Genomic DNA, 20,648 nt, shown 5'->3' on the forward strand with positions numbered 1-20,648 from the left:
AAGCGTTCTCCGATGCCGGAATTCTCCGAAGCTGTTGACTACGGCGTTTTAGGACGCTTTTCGTAAACCATTGGTAACAAGTGCCGTTTCTTTAGTCGGAACGATGTTTTCGATGCCAGAGGTGCTCGGTCGAAATGACGCTGGAATCTAAATCTTTGGCAAGGGTTTTGGGGGTAAAAGGGCGGACAGCCATCATTCGCTGCGGTCCGCTCGAATGTCCGCTTCAACGTAAATGATGCTAGCCCAATGTCGCGTTCGTCTTTTTCTTGAATCGACAAAAACTTGAAGCTTCTCGTTTGTGCGAAGGCGCTCTTCGAGAGTTCGCCCAGCAATAAGATCGACGCGTGTGATCTGAGGCTAACGACCACGCTGCCGTTCCGGGTTAAGAACCGGAGCCCTCTGCCACCAATCCGGTCACGTCTGCGAAGTCGCCGATGCCAGCGTTGAGCATTCAATCAGAGAAGGCGCTGCGTGGGGTAGATTGCATCGTCGACACCGGTGAAAAAGACTTGGTCGGGAAAATTCTGGGTCGCGGATAGCGACGGGGTTGACGCCTTCGCTGCCTGTTGCGACCAAGACGCGATCGCCACCGTTGCCGCCGGTCATTGAGACTAAGTCGTTGGCCGATCCGCCGTCCATCACGTTGTTCTAAGAGCTAATATTTCAGGTGCAACATGTGTGATCTTGACCGCGCCGGTTAGTCGCGGAAAAAACCACATTAAGCAATAGTTGGAATCGTTGGGTTAGTGTTTTCCGTAAAATGTTCTGCCGGATACAATCGATTCAAATCAGCGCCCCATGCAACACGCAGCGTATGTCGATCAAAATCCAATTTAACCGTGTCGTCAGCCAAGTCTCTCAACTGGTGCAGCGAAAAGGGGCAGTTATCACGGCCGCGAAAATGACGATTTACGCTCAGCTCTGCCATAGCCTTCGGCAGGCGGCGTCGACTGCGGCATGGAGAATGAGCGTCAGAATGGCGAGGACGATCAGCGCGGCGAACATTAGGTCGATCTTGGCGCGTCCGTTTGCCAGCAGCATAAGGTAGCCAAGTCCGCGGGAGGCGCCGACCCATTCCCCGATGATTGCGCCAATGGGGGCGTAGACGGCAGCGAGGCGCAGGCCCGAGGCAAAGCCGGGCAGGGCGGCCGGCACGCGGATGTGCCATAAAGTGCGGGCGGGACTAGCGTTCATCATACGGGAAAGTTCCAGCCAGCCGGTCGGGGTGCGCATCAGAGCGTCGAAGAATGCAGAGGTGATCGGAAAGTAGATGATCAGCAGCGCCATAGCGATCTTGGACCACAGCCCGTAGCCCAGCCACAGAGTCAGGATCGGTGCCAGCGCGAAAACCGGAACGGCCTGGCTGAAGACCAGTATCGGGCGCAGGACAGAGCGCGCCGGCGGCGAGGCGGCCAGCAGGATTGCGGAGGCGAAGCCCAGAATGCCACCCAAAACCAGCCCGAGCAGCACCTCGACCGTCGTGACCAGCGCATGTTCGGCAAGCAATGCCCGGCTGGTCCAGAGCATTTCAAGGACGAGGCCGGGTCCCGGCAGGATGAACCTCGGCAGTGCGAAGCCCGTGACCAAGGCTTGCCACGCCAAAAGGGTCATGAGGGTGATGCCGGAGATGCGGGCGGCTCGTGTCATTTCGATTCCATGAGCAGCCGAAGCAGTTGCCCCTGAAAGGCCAGCGACTCGGGCGCGTCGAAGCGCCGGGGTGTGTGCGTCTTCGGTACTTCGATCCGGGTAATACCTGCGCGCGTCATCAAAAGCACGTTTCGCCCCAACCGGGCAGCCTCGGCGGCGTCATGCGTTACATGAAGGACGGTGCGCCCGGTGAGCAGCTCTGCTGCCAGGTCCTGGACACGGGCGCGCGACCGCGCGTCGAGGGCCGAGAAGGGCTCGTCCAGCAGTACGACTGGTCGGTCCTCCATCAGCGTTCGGGCCAGCGCGACCCGCTGCCGCTGTCCGCCCGACAAAGCGTCCGGACGCTTTGCGGCGTGATCGGCCAGCCCCACCCGCTCAAGCAGTGCTATGGCGCGGTCTCGTTCGGCTGCCTCGCCCCGTAGCCGGGCGCCTAGGGTCACGTTCGCGACCGCGTCAAGCCAGGGCATCAGCAGGTCGTTCTGCGCCATCAGGGCGATCCGCCCGGCCAGCGGCGCGCTATCACTCGGCGTCGCGGTGCCTTCGAAGGCCACCTCGTCCGCGATCCCGCCTAGCAGGCGTAGAAGTGTGGACTTGCCGACGCCAGAGGGACCCAGCAAGCAGGTCCATTCCCCGGCGGGCACATCCAGCGACAGCGGACCGAAGATCACCGCGCCGTTGATCGTCGCCCGTCCGCACAGGCGTAGCGCTGGCGCCGCGCTCATGCCGACAAGCCCATGCCCCAGAAATCGATCTCAAGCCGCGTCGCCATTTCGAAACGGGCGCAGAGGCGGGGCCAGCGGGGGCTGTCTTGGGGGGCAGGGCCAAGGCGGCGCGCCATTGCCGCGTCGATAAGAGTGCCGACCTCGTGGCAGGTGCGCTGATACTCCGGTCCGGCATAGGTGCCGATCCAGTCAGCATAGGGCGTTTCCTCCGCGTCGGCGGCCAGCCGCGTGCCGATCTCGCCATAGCCCAGCACGCATGGCGCGAGCGCTGCCATCAGGTCGAGGAAATCGCCCGAATGCCCGGCGTCGAGCACGTAGCGGGTATAGGCGATATTCGGCGGCGCCTCGGAGGCCGAGAATAATTCGGCCTCGGAGATGCCTTCGGTGGCGCAGGTTTCGACATGCAGGCGCATCTCTTCGTCCAGCAGGGAGTGGACGGTGGCGGCGCAGGCGCGCATCTCGTCCAGCGTCTCGGCCTTGGTCACGGCCAGCGCCCAGGCGCGCGAGAAATGGACGAGGAAAAGATAGTCCTGAACGAGGTAGCGCAGGTAAGCCGCGCGCGGGAGGGTGCCATCGCGCATCCCCTCGACGAATTTGTGGCGGGTGTACCCGCGCCACGCGTCCGCCGCCGCAGACCGCCATAGCGGGAATGTTTTGCCGTAACTCATCGTGCCCCCAGATCAATGCCGAGGTCGGAGACCGGCCGCGTGCCTTCGATCAGCCCCGCCTTGGCGAGAAAGGTCTCGAACCGGGCATAGCGGGACTGATCAAGCGCCTCGGGGCGCAGGGCGAACCTTGGGATCGTGTCAGCCCAAGCCCGTTCGTTCAGCTCGTCCTGCAGCTCCGCCGACGTGCCGGCGAAAATTTCCCAGCTTTCCTGCGGATGGTTCACGATGAACTGCACGGCTTTCTCCGTCGCGGCCAGGAACCGGCGGATCATGTCGATATCCATCGTCTCGGGGTTGGCGACGTAGATCAGCTCGTCATAGGTCGGCACGCCGTGCTCTTCGGGATAGAAGCAACGGCCCGCCACGCCCTCGATCTCCATCTGGTTTAGTTCAAAGTTGCGGAATGCGCCGATCACTGCGTCTACCTGGCCCGACATCAGCGCGGGAGAGAGTGACCAGTTGACGTTCACCAGCTCGATGTCCTTTGTGCCTAAACCTGCCTGACCAAGCATGGCGGAGAGCAGCGCCTCTTCGAAGCCGGAGACGGAGAAGCCGATCTTGCGATCCCTGAGGTCCGCGATCTTTTCAATGGGGCCGTCTTCCAGAACCAGTAGGCAGTTGAGCGGCGAGGCGATCAATGTGCCGACCCTGATCAGGGGCATCCCCTCGGCCACCTGAAGGTGCAGCTGCGGTTGGTAAGAGACGGCCAGATCCGCGCGTCCGGCGGCGGCCATCTTGGGCGGATCGGTGGGGTCTGCGGGGGCGATCACCTCGACCTCCAGACCCGCGTCGGCGAAATAGCCCTGTTCCTGCGCGACGATGATCGGCCCGTGGTCCGGGTTTACGAACCAGTCGAGCATGACAGTCATCTTGTCCTGTGCGGCGGCGGGCGTCGCGGTGAGAAGGGCAAGGGCAGTGAGGTGGGCTTTCATCGGGTTTCTCCGGTTGGGTCGCCGAGCGCGACGAGGAAAATCTCACCGTTCCAGACGGCGGCGAGGCGCTCCGCTGCGGTCCAGGACCGCCGGCCAGAGCGGCAGCAGAGCACGGCGCGTTGGTCGTCTTCGGGTATAGGGCCTCCGGGTCCGAAGGCCGTGACAGGGAGGCGGCGTGCTGAGGGGCGCACCAGTGGCGCCTCCGTCTCGGCTCGCAGGTCGACGAGGAAGTCGGTGTCGGCGATTGACGACGCGGCAAGGAAACGGGGGTACGAAGCGGGCTCGGCCGCGCCGTCGAACCGGAAGCCGCCAAAGCGAAAACCGGTCGCGTCGAAAGTGACCAGCCGTCCAAGCGGGCAGGGTGCTAGACCGGCCAGAAACGTTACCGCCATCTGCGCCTGAACCGCGCCGATGATCCCCACGACAGGGCCCAGAACGCCATCCTCAGCGCAGGAACCGAGGCGTTGCGGCAGATCTGGAAACACGGCTCTAAGGCTGGGTGCGCTGCCGCAGAAGCCGCCCGCGTAGCCCTCCAGCCCGACGACCGAGGCGCTTACAAGCGGGCGGCCGCGGGTCAGGCAGGTGTCCGACAGGATGTAGCTGGCTGCGAAGCTGTCGGCGCAGTCGAGCACCAGGTCGACCTCTGCGCAGAGCGCATCGGCATTGGCGGGGTCGAGTGTGTCGATGATAGGCTCAACGATGACGTCCGCGTTAAGTTCGGTCACCGCGTCCGCTGCGGCTCGGACCTTGGGCCGCCCGATATCGGCCTCTCGGAACAGCGTTTGGCGATACAGGTTCGTGGCGTCGACTCGATCGGGATCGACGAGCGTGATACGCCCGATGCCCGCCCCTCCGAGATACTGAAGCACCGGCGCCGCAAGACCGCCCGCGCCAACGACCAGCACATGCGCCTGCCGCAGCCGGTCCTGCCCATCCGGCCCGAATTCGGGCACAGCGATCTGGCGAGCGTAGCGGCTCATCGCGTCGTCTTTAGCCAGTGGCGGACCCGATCCTCGGGATGGTCGCTCAGGGTGATGTCGGTGACCGCCGAGACGATGTCGGCACCCGCCGCGAAAGCCCCCTCCGCACGCTCGGGGGTCATGCCGCCGATTGCGACGAGGGGCAGGTCGCCGATCAGCCGTTTCCACTCGGCCACACGGTCCAGCCCCTGTTGCGTCCATTTCATCTTTTTCAGGATGGTCGGATAGACTGGGCCGAGCGCCACATAATCGGCTTCCAGCGCCAGAGCGCGATCCAGCTCTGCGTGATCATGGGTGCTGATGCCCAGTCTGATTCCGGCGCGCCGGATCGCGGCTAGATCGGCGTCGTCCAGATCTTCCTGCCCCAGGTGCACCCAGTCGCAGCCTGCGTCTATGGCGATCCTCCAGTGATCGTTCACCACCAGCACCGCGTCGTGCGACCGGCACAGTGCCTGCGCGTTTGCCACCAGCGGCCGCAACGCGGGCTCCGGCATTTCCTTGATCCGCAGTTGTACCAGTTTGACGCCCAGCGGCAGTGTGCGTTCCAGCCAGGCGAGGCTGTCGAAGATCGGATAAAATCGGTCCAGTATCATTCCAGGAAAGCCCGTCCGATTACCGGGGTCGACGGCGCGGCCATGTCGCGAGGTTCCATGGGATCGGCCTCGAAGGCCAGCCGCCCGGCCTCGACCGCGCGGGCAAAGCCCTCGGCCATCGCCGCCGGATTGCCGGCTTTTGCGACGGCGGTGTTCAGCAGCACGGCGTCAAAGCCGATCTCCATCGCCATCGCGGCTTGGCTGGGCAGGCCGAGGCCTGCATCGACGACCATTGGCACGTCCGGGAACTGTGCGCGCAAGGTGCGCAGCCCATAGATGTTGGTCAGCCCCAGCCCGGTGCCGATCGGCGCGCCCCAAGGCATCAGGACCTCGCAGCCCGCCTCGAGCAGGCGGCCCGCCAGCACCACGTCCTCGGTCGTGTAGGGAAAGACTTTGAAGCCGTCGTCCGAAAGGATACGGGCCGCCTCGACCAAGCCGAACGGGTCAGGCTGGAGCGTGTCGGCGTGGCCGATGACCTCGAGCTTGATCCACGGCGTGTCGAACAATTCGCGCGCCATTTGCGCCGTGGTCACCGCCTCGCGCACCGAATGGCACCCGGCGGTGTTCGGGAGCACCGTGACACCCAGCTCGCGCACGAGATCCCAGAATGCGGCGCCAGCGCGCTCTCCCCCGGCTTCCCGCCGGACGGAGACGGTGCCGATGCCCGCGCCAGAGCGGCGGAACGCCTCGGCCAACACGGCGGGCGAGTGGTATTGCGCGGTGCCCAGCATCAGGCGCGAGGCGATTTCGGTTCCGTAAAACTGCATCTCAGCCTCCCTGCCTTGGCGCGACGACCTCGACCCGGTCGCCGGGTTCAAGCGTCGCTTGCTCGCGCATGGTGGCCGGAACGAAGCTTTCGTTGACGGCGGTGGCGACCTTGGCGTCGCCGTAGCCCAGTTCGCCGAGAACTCGGCCTGCACCTCGGTCGAGGTACCGTTAAGAGTGATCTTCATGACAGAACTCCGGTGTTGTGCCGTCGAGTGCCGCCTCCGCCGCCATCCGCGCCAGTGCGGGAGCGAGCAGAAAACCGTGGCGGAAGAGGCCGTTGACGTAAAAAGTGCCGTCCCGCCGGATGACGCGGGGCAGGTTGTCGGGAAAGGCGGGGCGGACATCGGCGCCGATCTCTACCAGCTCGGCTTCGCCGAAGGCGGGGTGTAGGGCATAGGCGGCCGACAGCAGTTCGAGAACCGAACGGACGCTGCGCCGCCGGTCGTCGCTTTCGATCTGGGTCGCACCGAGCATGAACAGCCCGTCCGCGCGCGGCACGATATAAAGCGGATTGCGCGGGTGAAGCAGCCGGATGGGGCGCGATAGGTGTATGTCCGCGCTGCGCAGCACGGCCATCTCGCCCTTCACGCCGCGCAGATCCAGCAGCACGTCGCGCGCGGCCAGTCCGCGACAATCGAAGGTCAGACCTTCGGGGTGGCCCGGTTCGCCGATGAAGGTCGCGCCGTCCCGTTCCAGACGGTCTCGCAGATGTAAAAGGGCCGCGCGGGGATCGAGATGCGCTTCGGAGGGGACGTGTAGCGCGCGGTCGAAGCGCCCGGCAAGGTCGGGCTCCAGCGCGGCGAGGCCATCTGCGTCGAGCCAGTCGTGCCCCCGCGTCCTTCGCGCGAAACGATCGAGTTCCCGGCGGTCGCGTCCTAATGCCACCACGGTTGTGCCGCGCCGCTCGACCGTCACCCCCTGCCGATCCCACCAGTCGGCGGCCTCACGGCCGAGCCGGAGCACAGGCTCCTCCGCCGTTTCACTCTCGCACACAGGGGCCAGCATGCCACCCGCCCACCACGAGCAGCCGTGTGGCCCCGGCCGGGGCGCGGGATCGAAGACTGTAACTTCGCCGCCCCGGGCGACAAGCTCTGCCGCCACGCAGAGACCGGCGACACCGGCGCCGAGGACGCGCGCCTTCATGTCCTGACCTCTCGGAAATGATGTACAGGGATGCGATCGTCGCCGATGTAAAGTTCGTCTGCCGCACGAATCTCGTCATGAAGCCAGGGCCTTGCACGCCGCACCGCCGCCTCCACCCCGGCGCCGTTCCCCACTTGTTCGGCGATCCCCTCGGCGATCTCGGGCGAGAACAACATACCAATTTTAATCGACCTCAGATGGATGTCATCCAACATCGCAGGGATCCGCGCGGATACGACGGCGGACGTGACGGCCTCCACCGCGAAGACGCCTCGGGTGTTCTGCGCGGAGTCCGGCGTGCTCGCGCTCGGGCCGTCGACGCCGAGGGCAGAGGAAGTATTGAGTTCGGCTTGAATGCCCGCGCCACCGCGACTGTCGGAGCACGAAATGGTCGATACGAATGAATTCGTCATTATCGCTACCTCCACCGGCGACAGGCGGAGGTAGAAAAGACGGCCGTCAAGCGACTCGTCAGATCATGCTCCGTTCCCTACGCCGGTATTGTCCGGATCAGGTTCGATGGGTTGGCTATCGCCTCTCAGCCCCAGACAGGGCACCCCAACGGATTTAGAAAAGCGTAGCAGCCTGCGGACCTATCTTCAAGTGACCTGAATTCAGAAAGCATGGCTCCCTCGGGAAGCGTGTTCGAGACAGTGTTGAATTCATCTATCCCGTGTGCTTCGTCCCCCGAAGAGATCCTATTGAGCGTGCAACGACGGCAGTTTCTCTTGATCGCTGGCCCCGGTGCGCGCCGCAGCGAAGTTCCGATTTCCACCCTCTCTTCGCCTATGGTGCTACCGGCCCATGCCTGCCGTTCCGATCTCGCGTGGCGAATATCCGGTCGGTAACGGCTGAACGCCTAGACGATCAATGGATTGCGTCCCGCGCGAACCGTTCAATACGGAAATAACCCGACCAGACATGACGCTACCAGGTAGGCGTTCCTACTTTCGTTTGAGGCACCAGCAACAATCGCAACGGCGATGGAGAAAATGAAGCGTCATGTCAAATCACACGATCTTACCGGGGTTCATGAGGTTCTGCGGGTCGACCGCCTCCTTGAGGCGCCGCATCAGCTCATAAGCCCTGCCATGTCTCGCTTGCATGTAATTTTTTTAACTACGCCGATCCCCGAAGAGCGGTTGCAGTTCGGTCAGCGCGACAGTTGGCTTGGGCCGCATGGGCCTGTCCTCGGGCCAGGTGTTACGTTTCCGGCGGCGGGGTTGCTGCCGGCGCGCCCATGTTCATCGCGACCTCGCGCCAGCCATATCTCTCGATCATTGCGTCCTGATCGGCAAAGGCGAGATCGTTCATCTCCGCCGGATCACAGATGTTGCGAAGTTCCCTTTCCATCTCAGCCAGCACCTGGGCGCAGACGGGGTCATCGGCTCGGTTGATAGCTTCCTCCGGATCTTCTGCCAGATTGAATAGCTCGGGTCGGAAGTTGTGATAATGGATCAGCTTCCAGTCGCCCTTGCGAACCATGTAGGCTGCGGATACGGCGCCGACGGCATGGTACTCGCTGAAGATCACCCGGGCGGGCTCTTCCGGGGCGGCGCTGATCTCATAGTGCGACCGGCCGGGCCGTTCGCCCTCTAGCGTGGCGCTGAAATGGTCGATAATGGTCTGCGATACATCGAGCAGGCTAACCGGAGTCGCGCAGTTCGACGCGGATGCGCCCAGCTCGGCAACCATCAGTGGCACGGCCACCGATTCCTCATACATGTTCGATTTGCCCCATAGCCCCCGTGCGCAAACGTTGTCGCCATGATCCGAGGTGTAGATAATGGTGGTTTCGTCGAGCTGCCCGTTCTCTTCCAGCGCCGCGACCAGCTTGCCGATGTTATCATCGAGAAAGGTACAGAGCGCAAAATAGCAGGCGGCAGCGAGGCGCCGCTCGTCGGCATCCTTGAACCCCTCGTCGCCGGTCAGAGCAAAATTCTGCTTGGTGACCCATGGATGGTTCTCGAACCCGTAAAGTGTGTGCATCTTGAACGGGGGTAGGCTGTCGAGAGGATAAAGGTCCAGATACTCCTGCGGCACGATCAGGGGAAAGTGCGGTGCCACCAGACCCACATAGAGGCACCAAGGGTCTTCAGGTCGCTTTGCAGCATCGGCAAACCAATCAGTCGCGCGTGAGACGACAGCAATTTCGTAGCGAGTGTAGTTGCTTTCACCCGGTGCTATGTAGGGTCCGAGCATCCTACCGTCCTTGCGCACCCGCTCGTCCTCACGGCGGATCGAGCCCCAGACCATGCCATGGCCGCCGGCAACCTGCATAGGGATGTGTTCGACGTCGAAACCTGCCGGATCTTCCGCGTCGCGGTAGTGCAGCTTGCCGATGGACTCGACACGAATGCCCTTGTCCTGCAGCGCATGGCCCCAGCCGCGCGGCACGCCGGTATAGGGCGTTGCATTGTCCCAAAGCCGCGTATCGTGGACGTAGCGGCCCGACGCGAACGCGGCGCGCGCCGGAACACAGATTGGCGACGGCGTGTAAACATTGGTGAATCGGATGCCACGCGCCGCGAGCTTGTCGAGGTTGGGTGTCTTGACCAGCGGATGGCTGCCCTTGCAGTTGCGGCACTGGCAGGCCTCCTGATCATTTTCGACAAGCGAGGCGTAAAGCTCGCCTCGCACCTCACGGCGGCCAACTTGCGGTTCATCTTGGTGTTTACCGGTGTGTTCCTGCTGGCCGTCGTTTTCATGAGGTGGTCGGGGCCGCTGATTGTCGGGCTCGGTCGCGCGCTGGGTCTTATCGAAGCGATTTACAGGGATCTGCGTGACACGGTGCCATGGAAGTACGCGGGCTTTGTGATCGGCGGAACCAGCATGGTAAGTATCCTGATCTGCGCGATGGAGCACCGGTTTAGCTGGCACGCCGTTCTCATCGGGCTACTGACGGTTTTCGGTCTGATTGCAATCTTCGACCTGCCTTTCCCCGATCTGCTTCTGCCGCCGAACGGTGACGTATGACCAACGTTCTGAACTACATCTGGCTCGGTTCTGGCTATTTTCCAAGGGCCTGAATTGTTTTCGACCTTCGGCTTCGGCATACCCGCCGCACCCGTGATGGTTCTCGCGGGCCTGCTGACAGGGATCGCGGTCGGCGCGACACCCGGGCTTGCTGGCCCAATGGCCATGGCAATCTCGCTGCCCATCCTGATCTCGGTTTTCGGCTTCACCCCCGACGCGCTGCTGCCGGTATTTGGTTTCCTGATCGGTATCATGAAGGGGGCGACGGTAGGGGGCGCCGTTCCTGCCATCCTGTTCAACATGCCGAGCTCGCCGGATGCGTTGATGACAACGCTGGACGGCCACCCGATGGCAAAAAACGGTCAGCCCAAACGCGCGCTTAGGATCGCGCAATTCTCCTCGGTTACTGGCGACACTTTTTCGGACATGGTCCTGTTCATCTGCGCGCCTTTCCTGGCGGTGGTGGTCGAAGCATATCTCGACCTGCGGGAAAAAACCGCGCTTCTGATCCTCTCGATCTCGTTTGTCGCCGCGGTAATGGGTGCTTCCGTAGGCAAGGGTCTACTGGCGGTCGCCCTCGGTCTGGTCGCGGCGTTCGTGGGCAGTGGCCAGGCGCTCACCCCAAGGCTCACCGTCGGCGTCCAGGCGCTTGCCGACGGGTTTCCGTTGGTCTCGGCCATTCTGGGGGTGTTGATCCTTGGCGAGGTCTTCAAGGGTATTGGAATACCTCATGTCGACAGGAGGTGAAACCGAGAAAGCCGAGACTGCCAGCGCCCGAGGCGTCACGGATGGCCTGCAGACGGGCGACATACGTCGTATCGCACCGCATCTGGGGCGGGGCGCGATCATCGGAACCATAATCGGTGCGCTGCCCGACGTCGGTTCGACCCTCGCGGCGACGCTCAGTTACACCCTTGGCAACAAACGGTACGAGAAGGCGCGTAAAAAGGGCGATCCGCATTTTGGTCAAGGTACGCCCGAGGGCATCGCCGCGATCGAGGCGGCGAACTCGGCCGTTTCCGGTGCCAACCTTATCCCGGTCCTGTCGTTTGGCATTCCCTGCAACGCGGCGGCCGTATTCCTCATCCTCGCGGCGGACAGCATCGGTGGCTTCAACCCCGGACCTGCCGTGTTCAAGTTCACCGCCCCCGGTATCAACCCGGAACTCGTAACTGCCTTCGGGATCTTCACCCTGATGTCCATCGGCATGGACAATAGGTGGCAAGTTTATGCGCTCCATGGGCATTCTTGCTCAGGTCCCGGGGCAGATCCTTTTGCCGGTCGTGCTGCTACTGACCCTTACGGCGATCTACGTGCAGGAGGCGAACATGTTCGCCCTGTGGATCACCTTCGGTTTCGGCATCCTCGGCTACCTTTTCCGCCGTAGCGACATCCAGGTGCTCCCATTCGTCATTGCCTGCATCCTGGCACGGCCATTGGAACAGACAGCGCGCGAAGCTTTCGCGGCCACCGGCGGTGACCCTTGGTTTCTGTTCAGTAGCGCAACCTCGATCCTGTTCATGATCGCTGCGGTGGCGTCCGTGATGTTCCTGAGCCGCAAGTAGCCGCGTGGCATTCATTTAATTCGCCGATTGCAGACCAAGCATTCTTTATAAAGGTGCAGTTCCTTGTGGGGGCTCAGTGAAACTTAATTTCAACATTGAGTTGCTCATCATGCCCTCTGTGGCGAAGACGCTAAGGATAATTCTCCGCACGGGAGCTTAGAACCTCAGCAGGCTGAAATCTGAGTGACCGAGTGCTGGCCCGAATATCCTTTTTAAGGAACCTCTGTTTTGACGAGGCGGTGGCTTTTGTTTTTGTTTCAATAGTCGGCTTTATTTAAATCCTGAATTTCAAGAATTTGAAGTTCCTCGGGCTCGAGAGCCATAAACACGGTCCCGGCCTTTAAATGCTTCCCCGCTGCGTCGGATTGCTATGAAACCGACCCCCGCACCAAAACTCATCGTGATTTGAAAGTGAACGGACATCTGGCTTAGCGCGAAGTGCGATATCGGCAACACGTTTCAAGGAAATTTGAGAATGATCCAGCATGTGAGGTCTCTCCGTATCGTTTCCGATGTCACTCAAGGCATTAACAAGCTGATAGGAGACTTTCATGTTTCGTCGCACTTTTCTGAGCTTTGGCGCGGCTGTAGCGTTCACGACAACATCCGCCTTCGCAGATGCTCATTCCAAGGATATCGTAGACACCGCTGTCGAGGCCGGTTCTTTTGAAACGCTTGTCGCCGCCGTTCAGGCTGCCGGATTGGTCGAGACGCTAAAGGGACCGGGTCCCTATACGGTGTTTGCGCCCACCGACGAAGCGTTTGCCGCTCTTCCCGAAGGGACGGTTGAAGGGCTGCTGGAGCCCGAAAACAAGGACCAGCTCGTTTCCATTCTGACCTACCATGTCGTACCGGGTAAAGTCATGTCCACGGATCTAAGCGATGGAATGACGGCGACCACTGTGCAAGGCGGCGATCTGACCGTCGATCTGAGCGATGGCGTTAAGATCAACGATGCAACGGTTACGTCAGCCGACATTGAAGCGTCGAACGGTGTCATTCATGTAGTGGATACCGTCATTCTTCCCGAATAACTAAACGCTTCGGACCCGGTATGAAAAATGCCGGGTCCGGTTTGATGCGCTGAACAAGATTTCGATCAGAATGCAGATATTCGAGGCATTGATGAATCTGTTACTCACAGGGAAGTTCTTTACGCATGGGGCCCGGCAATATTTAGAGCGTTAGAAAATGAACAAAGCGTGTCATTCCGGTGAATAGAACGATTTCGAGTCGCTTTAGTGCATGAACCTGAGATGGAATCGCAAAAGGCCATCGGGCGATCAGCTTTTTAGCGGAAAATACACGAGCAGGAGTTTGCAATGCTGACCACTAGACGTCTTTTCATTATGGGCGGCTTCTCAATGGGTCTTTCGGCGTGTGCTTCCAGCCCAACCGCGCCCACTGTTCCGACACGACCCGTCACACTTGTTTCCGCATTTCAAGGTCGACGAACTGGTACGGGCCAATTTCGCGTATGGCTTTCCGGCGACGAACGTCGGTTTATTGCAGAACTGAATGGCAGCGTTACCGAAGCAGCAGGGCAACGCGAGCTGACGGTGGTAGAGGATTTCGTGTACGACGACGGTCAAGAGGACCGGCTGACCTGGGTCTTTCGGGAGAACGGGCCCGGGCGATGGTCTGGCAAGAGGGAAGATACCGTGGGCGAGGCGAAGGTGATCGAGGAGGATGGCCAGATCCGACTTACCTACACGGCCGATTTCAAATCGCTCAACGATACAACGCGGCTTGGCTTTTCGGACCTCATCTACCAGATGCCGGACGGAACATTGGTCAATGAAGGCATCGTCAGCCGTGCGGGCATTCCTGTCGCGGCCGTCCGCTTTGTGATCCAATAGCGTTTTTGGCGAGGCCGCAATCTCTTTGCTTTGCCGGCGACCGTGCAGCCAGGGGCAGTTTCGGCCAGATTGAATCTGCAAAACATCTTCACGTTTGCCATTCATCATTGAGCCTCTTGGTATACAGGACCGCGTTGAGGGAGCGGTGCGCTCTAAATGCCAAGGCAGGCAAATGGCGTTGCGACCATTTCTCTTTCCGGCAGCATGTTGTTCTGATCCGCCACTTGTTTTTTCTTCGAATTGTGAAACGCCGCCGAGAAGTCAGCAGTTTTTCGCACGTCGGCGGAACACGATACGCGCATTTCACTGAAGGTTGCTTGTCCTCACCGGGAACTCAATGCAGGTATACTGTTGGACTTAGCGTGGCGTGGCGCCAATGGTCGTGCTGCGGGGGAGAAAACTAATGACGGAAATGAAAGTGGCCGTGGTAACTGGTGCCGCTGGAGGTCTGGGACGTGCGATCGTTGATCGCCTGATCGCGGATGGTTTGAAGGTAGCAGGTCTCGACGTCGATGCCGCGGGTCTTGAAAGCTTGAGTTCACATCATGGTCAGGCATTTCTCCCTTGCCATTGCGACTTGCTGGATACCATTAAAATTTCAGACGCCTTTGTTCATATAGCGGATGAATTCGGCGGTATTGACGCGCTTGTCAACAACGCAGGTACTTGCTTTATGTCCGAGTTCCCGAACATCCCTGAGGACGAGTTGGAGCGGCAGATGAAGCTGAACTTCTCCTCTGCTTTCCATTGTTGCCAAGAAGTTATCCCGCGGATGTTGGAGAGAGATGGCGTTAAGAAGGTCGTCAACATCTCCTCCAATGGGGCCTACAATTTTGACGTCTTTGACCCGCCTCATTACCGCGCCTCGAAGGCAGCGGTCGATACCCTGACAAAAGACCTTGCCCGCCGCTATGCCCGCGACAGGATCTCTGTAAATTCCATTGCGCCTGCGATGACCGAAACGCCTCTTTTCGACGTCCTGAGTGAGGATGTGCTGGCCAAGGCCGTCGCACAGATGCCGCATGGAAGACCAATGCAGCCTGCGGAGGTGGCGGCTTGGGTCAGTTTCCTGATTTCACCCGCCGGAGATGTGTCGAGCGGGAACGTCATTATCCTCAATCAGGGGCGCGATGTGCGCTAGTCATAGAATTCAGGTGACTTTCGAAGCTTTGGCCATTGCTCGGGCTCATGTCCGAAAATGACGAAGGCATTACGCTCTTCGGCCAGCTTCATCAGCCTGTGCGCATTTTCGAGCGCGGTTTCCGGATCGGGCGCGGTGTTGAACCGCTCATCGATCTCCGAGCGGCGGGATATTGCGTCACTTGTCAGCATCACGCATCCGGTGTTGGGCAATTCAATCACCATCGCAATCTGTCCGGGCGCATGACCTGGTGCCTGCAGGACCTCGAAACTGGGGCCAATGCGGGTGTCGTTAGACAGGGTGATGTAGTCTCGGTCAGGCCAATCCCAGGGCTGGCTTCCCGTCCAATAAAGCGGCTTTGGCAATGCGCGCTCGCGCTCTGAAACAAGCAGGGGGGCCTGAAGGAAATCGAAAATCCCGCCGAGGTGGTCTATGTGCGTGTGGGTCAGAATAAACAGATCGATTTGATCCGGTTGCAAGTCGGCCTTTGCCAGTTGCGCCTCTGGCCGGTTGTCGTGCGACAAGGACAAGACCTGACCAAAATCGCCGAGCCCATCTTCGGCGGTCGCGCGGGTCGCATTCGTGGCATATTTGGCGGGGAAACCGCTGTCGACCAGGATATGCTCACCAAGATCGGTGGTGATCAGGAAGCCGCATATGCCAATGTCGCGGGGCCCGGAATGAACACGGAACAGGCCGAAGTCGAGCACGTATAGCCGTGCAGGCTTTCCCCGGAGCAGTTTCAAATCGTCCATGGAGCTTTGTTCCTTAGTTGCTCAACAGGAACAAGGTGACCGTGAAAGGCGAAATTCACAAGCTTTACAACTATCGTCCGGCGTCTGCTGTCAAGGATCCAGAAGACTTTTGTCGGCTTGTCGCTCTCCGAAGGCCCGCGACTGAGCGATATTTGAGACGAACTTGACACCTCGACACGATCAACCGAGAAGCGAGTTTTGGCGGTGCGCGGAACGCGGGGACGCGGACGGGAATTATTTGGTTTCAGGATGGGAAGATCAATCTAGTCTGGCCCGAAGCGTTGAAGAGTGGAGACTTCGCCCCGAAACAGGGCTAATCAACCGGGGATCCTGTCCCCGGTGGGGGATCCTCTTATAGCCATCAATCCCGCGCAAACTTGGTCGCGCGCCATGCCCTCGGAGCAGAGCAACGAGAAAAGGACCGTCGTGGATACGTTACATTCAGTGCAAATACTATTTGCCTCGCTCGTCCCAGGATGGCTCTACGCGCTTGACGCGCTCGGGCTGAACTAGATCTAGGGAACGCTGCGATTGCTCAACATCGCTCATGGCGATCTGATAATGATCGGGTCGTACACGGCCTTCTGAATGATCTCCATATTCGCCATCCCGCCCTTCATTCATCGTCTTTCCGCGAGATTCTGCGCTCTTTTGGTATGGGCGGTTTATGCGGAATTCTTTCGCCGGATGCTAGCTAAGCACGAGCTTGCGAAATAGGTCGAAAAGGAATTCTTTGATCCTGTTCTGCGGCATCTCGGTGGTCCTGTACGGTCATCACTTGGCAGAGTGTTTGCATGACTAGCACCCGCCTACTTTGACTGGGCATTGCCGCCGCCATTTGTTTTGGCATCCTACTCTTTCTGCGGTGCCACCTGTTGAGCTGGGCTTGCGCGCGTTGATCCAGCGCCGCGAGGGCGTACAGGTCGTAGGCGTGGACCTTGACCTGGTGTAGTTCCTGACGATCTGCCGCGGCGGCAGCAGGTTGGCTCGTCAGTGCCACCGAACAGATTACGCCGTTCATGGGGGTTCCTTACATCAACCTAGCCTTTGTGGCGATCATCATGGACGGACTTGGCAATATGGGGCCGGTGCTTTGCCGGCTTCTGCTTCGGTCTAGTCGAAACCTATGGAGTCGCTCTTACCTCGCTCGGGTAACATCGTCGCTTGGCTTTTGCGTGCTGCCACGACATCAAATCGTGTGTCGTAAGGGGGTCGCGCATACTGCTCTCAAACCTAAAGCACTTCTCCACCGTCAATGACGAGGGCTAGCCCGGTGACAAAGGCCGAGCGGTCCGAGGCGAGGTACAGGATACCTTCGGCGATTTCCTCGACCGAGGCCCAGCGGCCCATCGGGATCGAGTCAGCGATGTAGCTTTCCAGTTTTGCCCGCCCGCCCATTTGGGTTTCGAAGCCAGCGTTAAAGGGTGTGTCAACGAAGCCGGGGCAGAGCGCGTTGAAGCGAATGTTTTCACGCGCGTAGTCGGCAGCCATCTGTTTTACCATGGCGACGGCCGCGTGTTTCGTCGTGGCGTAGGAGACCATGCCGCGATCATACTGGCAACCGGAATTGGAGGCGGTGACGATCACCGATCCGCCGCCTTGCGCCCGCATCACCGGGATGGTGGCGCGGGCGGCGACGAAATGGGCGCGCACGTTCAGTGCCCAAGCGTCATCCATCTGCTGTGGAGAGACGTCCTCGGCCGTGCCTTCAATCTGAATGCCGGCATGAGAGTGGAGAATGTCAAGGCGTCTCTGGTCCCGGGCGATGCGGTTGATCATTCCTTCGACTGCCGCATCGTCGCGCATATCGAGCGCCAGCCCTATCGCCTGGCCTCCTGCGGCGCGGATCTGTTCGGCGGTTTCCTCGGCCAGGCCGACGTGCAGGTCGGTGACGATAACGTTAGCACCTTCGCGCGCCATGGTCAGCGCACCGGCGCGGCCGATCCCGGATCCGGCGGCCGTGACCAGGGCGACTCGGTTCTTCAGCATGGGGGACTCCTGCAAGTACTTAGCGGCGCGGTTGCGCCTGGGTCCGGCGCAGGAGAACCTGCGCAAAGATGAGGATGGTGAGCGAGGCGACCATCACCATGGTGCCGATCGCGTTGATCTCCGGAGTTACGCCGCGGCGGATGGAGGAAAAGACGTAGATCGGCAGGGTGGTTTCGGCCCCGGCGACAAAGAAGGCAATGATGAAATCATCAAAGCTGAAGGTGAAGGCCAGCAGGAAGCCTGCCAGAACCGCCGGCAGAATCTGGGGCAGCGTCACCTGGCGGAAGGTGCCGAAGGGCGTGGCGCCAAGATCGCTGGATGCCTCGATCAAGGCGTGATCAAGCGTCTCCATCCGGCCGCGCACCAGCAACACGACCAGAGACATGGTGAACATCCCATGCGCCCCGATCAGTGAGCCGGTGCCAAGCGACAGTTTCCAGCCTGTGGCCGGTTCAAACCAAGGATTCACGAGGTCGAAGACCGTAACAAGCGCGATCAGGGTCGCGATACCGATAACAATGCCGGGGATCATAACGGCGATCTGTACAAGTAAGTCGAACATTTTGCGCACCCGACCGTGCATTCCCGTCAGCGCGAGGGCTGCCATGGTGCCAACCACCGTCGCCATGAAGGCGGACAGAAAGGCAACGCGCACGGAAGTCCAGAGCGCCTCCATCACGAAAGGATTTTTAAGGGCGCGCAGGTACCAGTCGAAAGTGAAACCCTGCATGGAGGCGGCAGATCGTCCCTCTGAAAAGGAGAACAGGGCGATGATGCAAATGGGAAGGTACAGGAAGGCGTAGACCGCCAAGGCATAGAGTCTCATGTCACCCTCACATCAGGCCAGTGTCGTCGCGGGTGGCGCCAAATCGTTTCACCGCGCGCGAATAGAGCGCCACAACCACCAGCATGACCACCACCAGTGCCACCGCAACGGCAGAGCCGAACGCCCAGTTGCGCGATTGCAGAAACAGGTCGACCAGCGCGTTGCCGACGAAGAAGACTTTGCCGCCGCCCAAGATTGCCGGGATTAGGAATTCCCCCATCAGCAGGATAAAAACCAACATGCAGCCTGTCAGAACGCCGGGCATGGACAGTGGCAGTGTAATCTGCAGGAAGCTGCGCCATGGCGGCGTACCCAAGTCGGCAGAGGCTTCCAGCAGGCGCTTGTCCAGTTTCTCCAGCGCCACATAGATCGGGAAGACCATCAGCGGCAGATAGCCGTAGACGATGCCGACCAAGACGGCGAATGGGGTGTTGAGCAGCCGGATATCCTCTAAGCCGAGATGGGCAAGGAGGGCCGGGATACCTTTGCCGCCAAGCAGGAAGATCCAGGCGTAGGAACGGATCAGGATCGAGGTCCAGAAAGGCACGATCACCAATACCAGCAGCAGAGTCTTCCACTTTGGGGTCACCTTCACGGCAAGGAAGTAGGCTAGCGGATAGGCGATCAGCAGCGCGGCAAGGGTTCCTATAGGGGCCAGTGTCAGTGTGTTTCGGAAGGCGGCGAACCGGGCGGGCAAGTTGGCGTATTGAGCAAAGGTAAAGCCGGGAGCGTAGCCGCCGATAGGGCTGCGCTCTCCGAAAGAAAAGATCAGGACGACGGCCAGTGGCAGCAGCAAAAGTGCGGCGTACCACAGTCCCGCGGGCGTCAGCAGAAGCCCCCGTGCCCTGGATGGGGTCATGGCCATCGTCCTTACTTCCTTTCTTGTCGCCTGTCTGCGCTAGACGTCAGGCTGATTTAAACCGTGCCATCAGCTCGGCCCGGTTGGGATCCGTCAGGGTGACGGCAGCACCAAACTCCAGCGCATCCAGCTCTTCCGCTGCCGGGTAGAGGATCGGATCGTTCAGCAACTCTTCGGGCAGCATTGCATTGGTCCGGCTGTCGGCAACGGGGTAGCCGTGTGCCAGCGCCTCTGCCTTGTTCACTTCCGGATCAAGCAGGAAGTTGATAAGCGCATAGGCGGCCTCCTTGTGGGGGGCGTCCTTGGGAATAGCGTAGTAATCGGACCAGATCTCTCCGCCTTCCTTGCCAAGCGCAAAGCCGATCTCCGGGATGTCAGTGTGCATCTGCTTGCCGTCGCCGGTCCAGCACATGGTCAGCCAAGCATCGCCGTTACGCATGGCGGGCTGGTAATCCGAGGAGATGGCGTAGAGGTGCGGCTTGACGTCGATCAGCAGCTTCTCTGCCTGTGCAAGCTCGGCCGGATCGACCGAATTGAAGCTGAAGCCGTGGTAGACCAGCGCGTTACCGATGGTGGTGAGCTGATAGTCATGCACCATGACGCGGCCGTCGAACTGGTCACGCGCGCCGTCAAAGAAGGTCTTCCAGCTATCGACCACACCGCCGGTCTTGTCGCTGTTGAAGGCGATACCGGTGGTGCCCCAGTTCTTGGGCACGGCGTAGACGGTGCCATTGATGGTGCCGGCTTCGGCAAAGCGCGGATCAAAGGCCGCAGCATCGTAGTTGGGGATCTTGGACAGATCCAGCGGTTCGATCAGGTCGGCATCCACATAGGTGGGGATCGCATAGTTCGTCGGCACGAAGACATCCCAACCAGAGCCGCCGGCCTGAATCTTGGCCAGCATTTCCTCGTTCGACCCGAATACATTGACCTGCGAATAGGCCCCGGTCATTTCGGCGAACTTGTCGAAATTGGCTGGATCGTGATAGTTTGGCCAAGTGGCAAGGACGACGCGATCGCCTATTTCTTGTGCCCGAGCGCGGGACGGCAAGAACGCGGGCATGGTGCCGCCCATAACTGCCATGGCGGTGCCCAGACCGGTGACGCCCATAAAATGCCGCCGCGTGATAGAGCCATTCCGGTAGCTGCGCAGTTCTTGCATGAAGGCCTTTCGCGAAATCGGCTTGTTATCGTCTTTCATTGTCTTAATCCCTTGTTGAACCGT

23 protein-coding genes, 1 pseudogene and 1 riboswitch are annotated in these 20,648 nt (G+C 60.4%); of the genes and pseudogenes, 7 read left to right on the top strand and 17 right to left on the bottom strand.

The annotated features are described in order from the left end of the window. Nucleotides 1–915: 915 nt before the first annotated feature. The 12 genes and pseudogenes from MF268_RS23550 to MF268_RS23600 all read right to left on the bottom strand — a co-directional run bounded on the left by MF268_RS23550 (nt 916) and on the right by MF268_RS23600 (nt 10,093). A complete protein-coding gene (locus tag MF268_RS23550; RefSeq protein ID WP_238373169.1) occupies nt 916–1,647 on the bottom strand; it encodes an ABC transporter permease in 732 nt (243 codons plus the stop codon). Then, entirely contained in the window at nt 1,644–2,369 is a 726-nt protein-coding gene (locus MF268_RS23555) for an ABC transporter ATP-binding protein (RefSeq protein ID WP_238373170.1), read from the bottom strand. The genes MF268_RS23550 and MF268_RS23555 overlap by 4 nt, the downstream gene beginning before the upstream one ends. Beyond that, a complete protein-coding gene (tenA, locus tag MF268_RS23560; protein ID WP_238373171.1) occupies nt 2,366–3,037 on the bottom strand; it encodes a thiaminase II in 672 nt (223 codons plus the stop codon). The genes MF268_RS23555 and tenA overlap by 4 nt, the downstream gene beginning before the upstream one ends. Next, nucleotides 3,034–3,969: an ABC transporter substrate-binding protein gene (locus MF268_RS23565; RefSeq protein WP_238373172.1), complete on the bottom strand. Its 936-nt coding sequence runs from the start codon at nt 3,967–3,969 to the stop codon at nt 3,034–3,036. The genes tenA and MF268_RS23565 overlap by 4 nt, the downstream gene beginning before the upstream one ends. Next, nucleotides 3,966–4,949, bottom strand: coding sequence for a HesA/MoeB/ThiF family protein (locus tag MF268_RS23570; protein WP_238373173.1), 984 nt, complete (start codon nt 4,947–4,949; stop codon nt 3,966–3,968). Before MF268_RS23570 ends, MF268_RS23565 begins: the two co-directional genes overlap by 4 nt. After that, nucleotides 4,946–5,542, bottom strand: a complete 597-nt coding sequence (locus tag MF268_RS23575) for a thiamine phosphate synthase (RefSeq protein WP_238373174.1) — start codon at nt 5,540–5,542, stop codon at nt 4,946–4,948. The genes MF268_RS23570 and MF268_RS23575 overlap by 4 nt, the downstream gene beginning before the upstream one ends. Beyond that, on the bottom strand, nt 5,539–6,309 hold the full coding sequence (locus MF268_RS23580) for a thiazole synthase (RefSeq protein ID WP_238373175.1): 771 nt from the start codon (nt 6,307–6,309) through the stop codon (nt 5,539–5,541). Before MF268_RS23580 ends, MF268_RS23575 begins: the two co-directional genes overlap by 4 nt. Nucleotide 6,310: 1 nt before the next feature. After that, a pseudogene (gene thiS / locus MF268_RS23585) lies at nt 6,311–6,495 on the bottom strand (sulfur carrier protein ThiS). After that, nucleotides 6,479–7,453 (bottom strand): FAD-dependent oxidoreductase, encoded by a 975-nt coding sequence (locus tag MF268_RS23590; RefSeq protein WP_238373176.1) that lies wholly within the window; start codon nt 7,451–7,453, stop codon nt 6,479–6,481. Before MF268_RS23590 ends, thiS begins: the two are co-directional and overlap by 17 nt. Continuing rightward, nucleotides 7,450–7,866, bottom strand: a complete 417-nt coding sequence (locus tag MF268_RS23595) for a bifunctional hydroxymethylpyrimidine kinase/phosphomethylpyrimidine kinase (RefSeq protein ID WP_238373177.1) — start codon at nt 7,864–7,866, stop codon at nt 7,450–7,452. Before MF268_RS23595 ends, MF268_RS23590 begins: the two co-directional genes overlap by 4 nt. A gap of 57 nt (nt 7,867–7,923) precedes the next feature. Continuing rightward, nucleotides 7,924–8,024: riboswitch (TPP riboswitch) on the bottom strand. A 439-nt stretch (nt 8,025–8,463) separates the two neighbouring features. Continuing rightward, nucleotides 8,464–8,559, bottom strand: coding sequence for an FAD-linked oxidase C-terminal domain-containing protein (locus MF268_RS25515; RefSeq protein WP_420485459.1), 96 nt, complete (start codon nt 8,557–8,559; stop codon nt 8,464–8,466). A gap of 97 nt (nt 8,560–8,656) precedes the next feature. Continuing rightward, complete coding sequence (locus MF268_RS23600; protein WP_238373178.1) at nt 8,657–10,093, bottom strand: sulfatase family protein; 1,437 nt, start codon at nt 10,091–10,093, stop codon at nt 8,657–8,659. Between the two features lie 15 nt (nt 10,094–10,108). On the opposite strand from MF268_RS23600, the gene MF268_RS23605 reads away from it, so the two are divergent. From MF268_RS23605 to MF268_RS23625, 7 genes are all read left to right on the top strand, one after another. Beyond that, a complete protein-coding gene (locus tag MF268_RS23605; protein ID WP_238373179.1) occupies nt 10,109–10,429 on the top strand; it encodes a hypothetical protein in 321 nt (106 codons plus the stop codon). Nucleotides 10,430–10,483: 54 nt separating this feature from the next. After that, the gene (locus MF268_RS25325; protein ID WP_273545157.1) at nt 10,484–11,176 is read left to right on the top strand and encodes a tripartite tricarboxylate transporter permease; all 693 of its coding nucleotides are present in this window, start codon (nt 10,484–10,486) and stop codon (nt 11,174–11,176) included. Continuing rightward, nucleotides 11,160–11,816, top strand: coding sequence for a tripartite tricarboxylate transporter permease (locus MF268_RS25330; protein ID WP_273545158.1), 657 nt, complete (start codon nt 11,160–11,162; stop codon nt 11,814–11,816). Before MF268_RS25325 ends, MF268_RS25330 begins: the two co-directional genes overlap by 17 nt. Further along, nucleotides 11,713–11,994, top strand: a complete 282-nt coding sequence (locus MF268_RS25335; protein WP_337926833.1) for a hypothetical protein — start codon at nt 11,713–11,715, stop codon at nt 11,992–11,994. The genes MF268_RS25330 and MF268_RS25335 overlap by 104 nt, the downstream gene beginning before the upstream one ends. A 551-nt stretch (nt 11,995–12,545) precedes the next feature. Next, nucleotides 12,546–13,028, top strand: coding sequence for a fasciclin domain-containing protein (locus MF268_RS23615; RefSeq protein ID WP_238373180.1), 483 nt, complete (start codon nt 12,546–12,548; stop codon nt 13,026–13,028). 288 nt (nt 13,029–13,316) lie between these two features. After that, on the top strand, nt 13,317–13,853 hold the full coding sequence (locus tag MF268_RS23620) for a DUF3833 family protein (protein ID WP_238373181.1): 537 nt from the start codon (nt 13,317–13,319) through the stop codon (nt 13,851–13,853). 403 nt (nt 13,854–14,256) lie between these two features. Further along, complete coding sequence (locus tag MF268_RS23625) at nt 14,257–14,994, top strand: SDR family NAD(P)-dependent oxidoreductase (RefSeq protein ID WP_238373182.1); 738 nt, start codon at nt 14,257–14,259, stop codon at nt 14,992–14,994. Here MF268_RS23625 and MF268_RS23630 read toward each other — a convergent pair. From MF268_RS23630 to MF268_RS23650, 5 genes are all read right to left on the bottom strand, one after another. Next, the gene (locus tag MF268_RS23630) at nt 14,991–15,749 is read right to left on the bottom strand and encodes an N-acyl homoserine lactonase family protein (RefSeq protein WP_238373183.1); all 759 of its coding nucleotides are present in this window, start codon (nt 15,747–15,749) and stop codon (nt 14,991–14,993) included. The two genes, MF268_RS23625 and MF268_RS23630, sit on opposite strands and share 4 nt — an antisense overlap. 1,233 nt (nt 15,750–16,982) lie before the next feature. Further along, nucleotides 16,983–17,738 (bottom strand): SDR family NAD(P)-dependent oxidoreductase, encoded by a 756-nt coding sequence (locus MF268_RS23635; protein ID WP_238373184.1) that lies wholly within the window; start codon nt 17,736–17,738, stop codon nt 16,983–16,985. A gap of 19 nt (nt 17,739–17,757) precedes the next feature. Then, complete coding sequence (locus MF268_RS23640; protein WP_238373185.1) at nt 17,758–18,564, bottom strand: ABC transporter permease; 807 nt, start codon at nt 18,562–18,564, stop codon at nt 17,758–17,760. 7 nt (nt 18,565–18,571) lie between these two features. Continuing rightward, nucleotides 18,572–19,429, bottom strand: coding sequence for an ABC transporter permease (locus MF268_RS23645; RefSeq protein WP_420485460.1), 858 nt, complete (start codon nt 19,427–19,429; stop codon nt 18,572–18,574). A 40-nt stretch (nt 19,430–19,469) separates the two neighbouring features. Next, the gene (locus MF268_RS23650) at nt 19,470–20,624 is read right to left on the bottom strand and encodes an ABC transporter substrate-binding protein (protein WP_238373187.1); all 1,155 of its coding nucleotides are present in this window, start codon (nt 20,622–20,624) and stop codon (nt 19,470–19,472) included. Nucleotides 20,625–20,648: the final 24 nt, after the last annotated feature.

The sequence above is a fragment of the Heliomarina baculiformis genome, from assembly GCF_019966545.1.
Taxonomy (GTDB): domain Bacteria; phylum Pseudomonadota; class Alphaproteobacteria; order Rhodobacterales; family Rhodobacteraceae; genus Heliomarina; species Heliomarina baculiformis.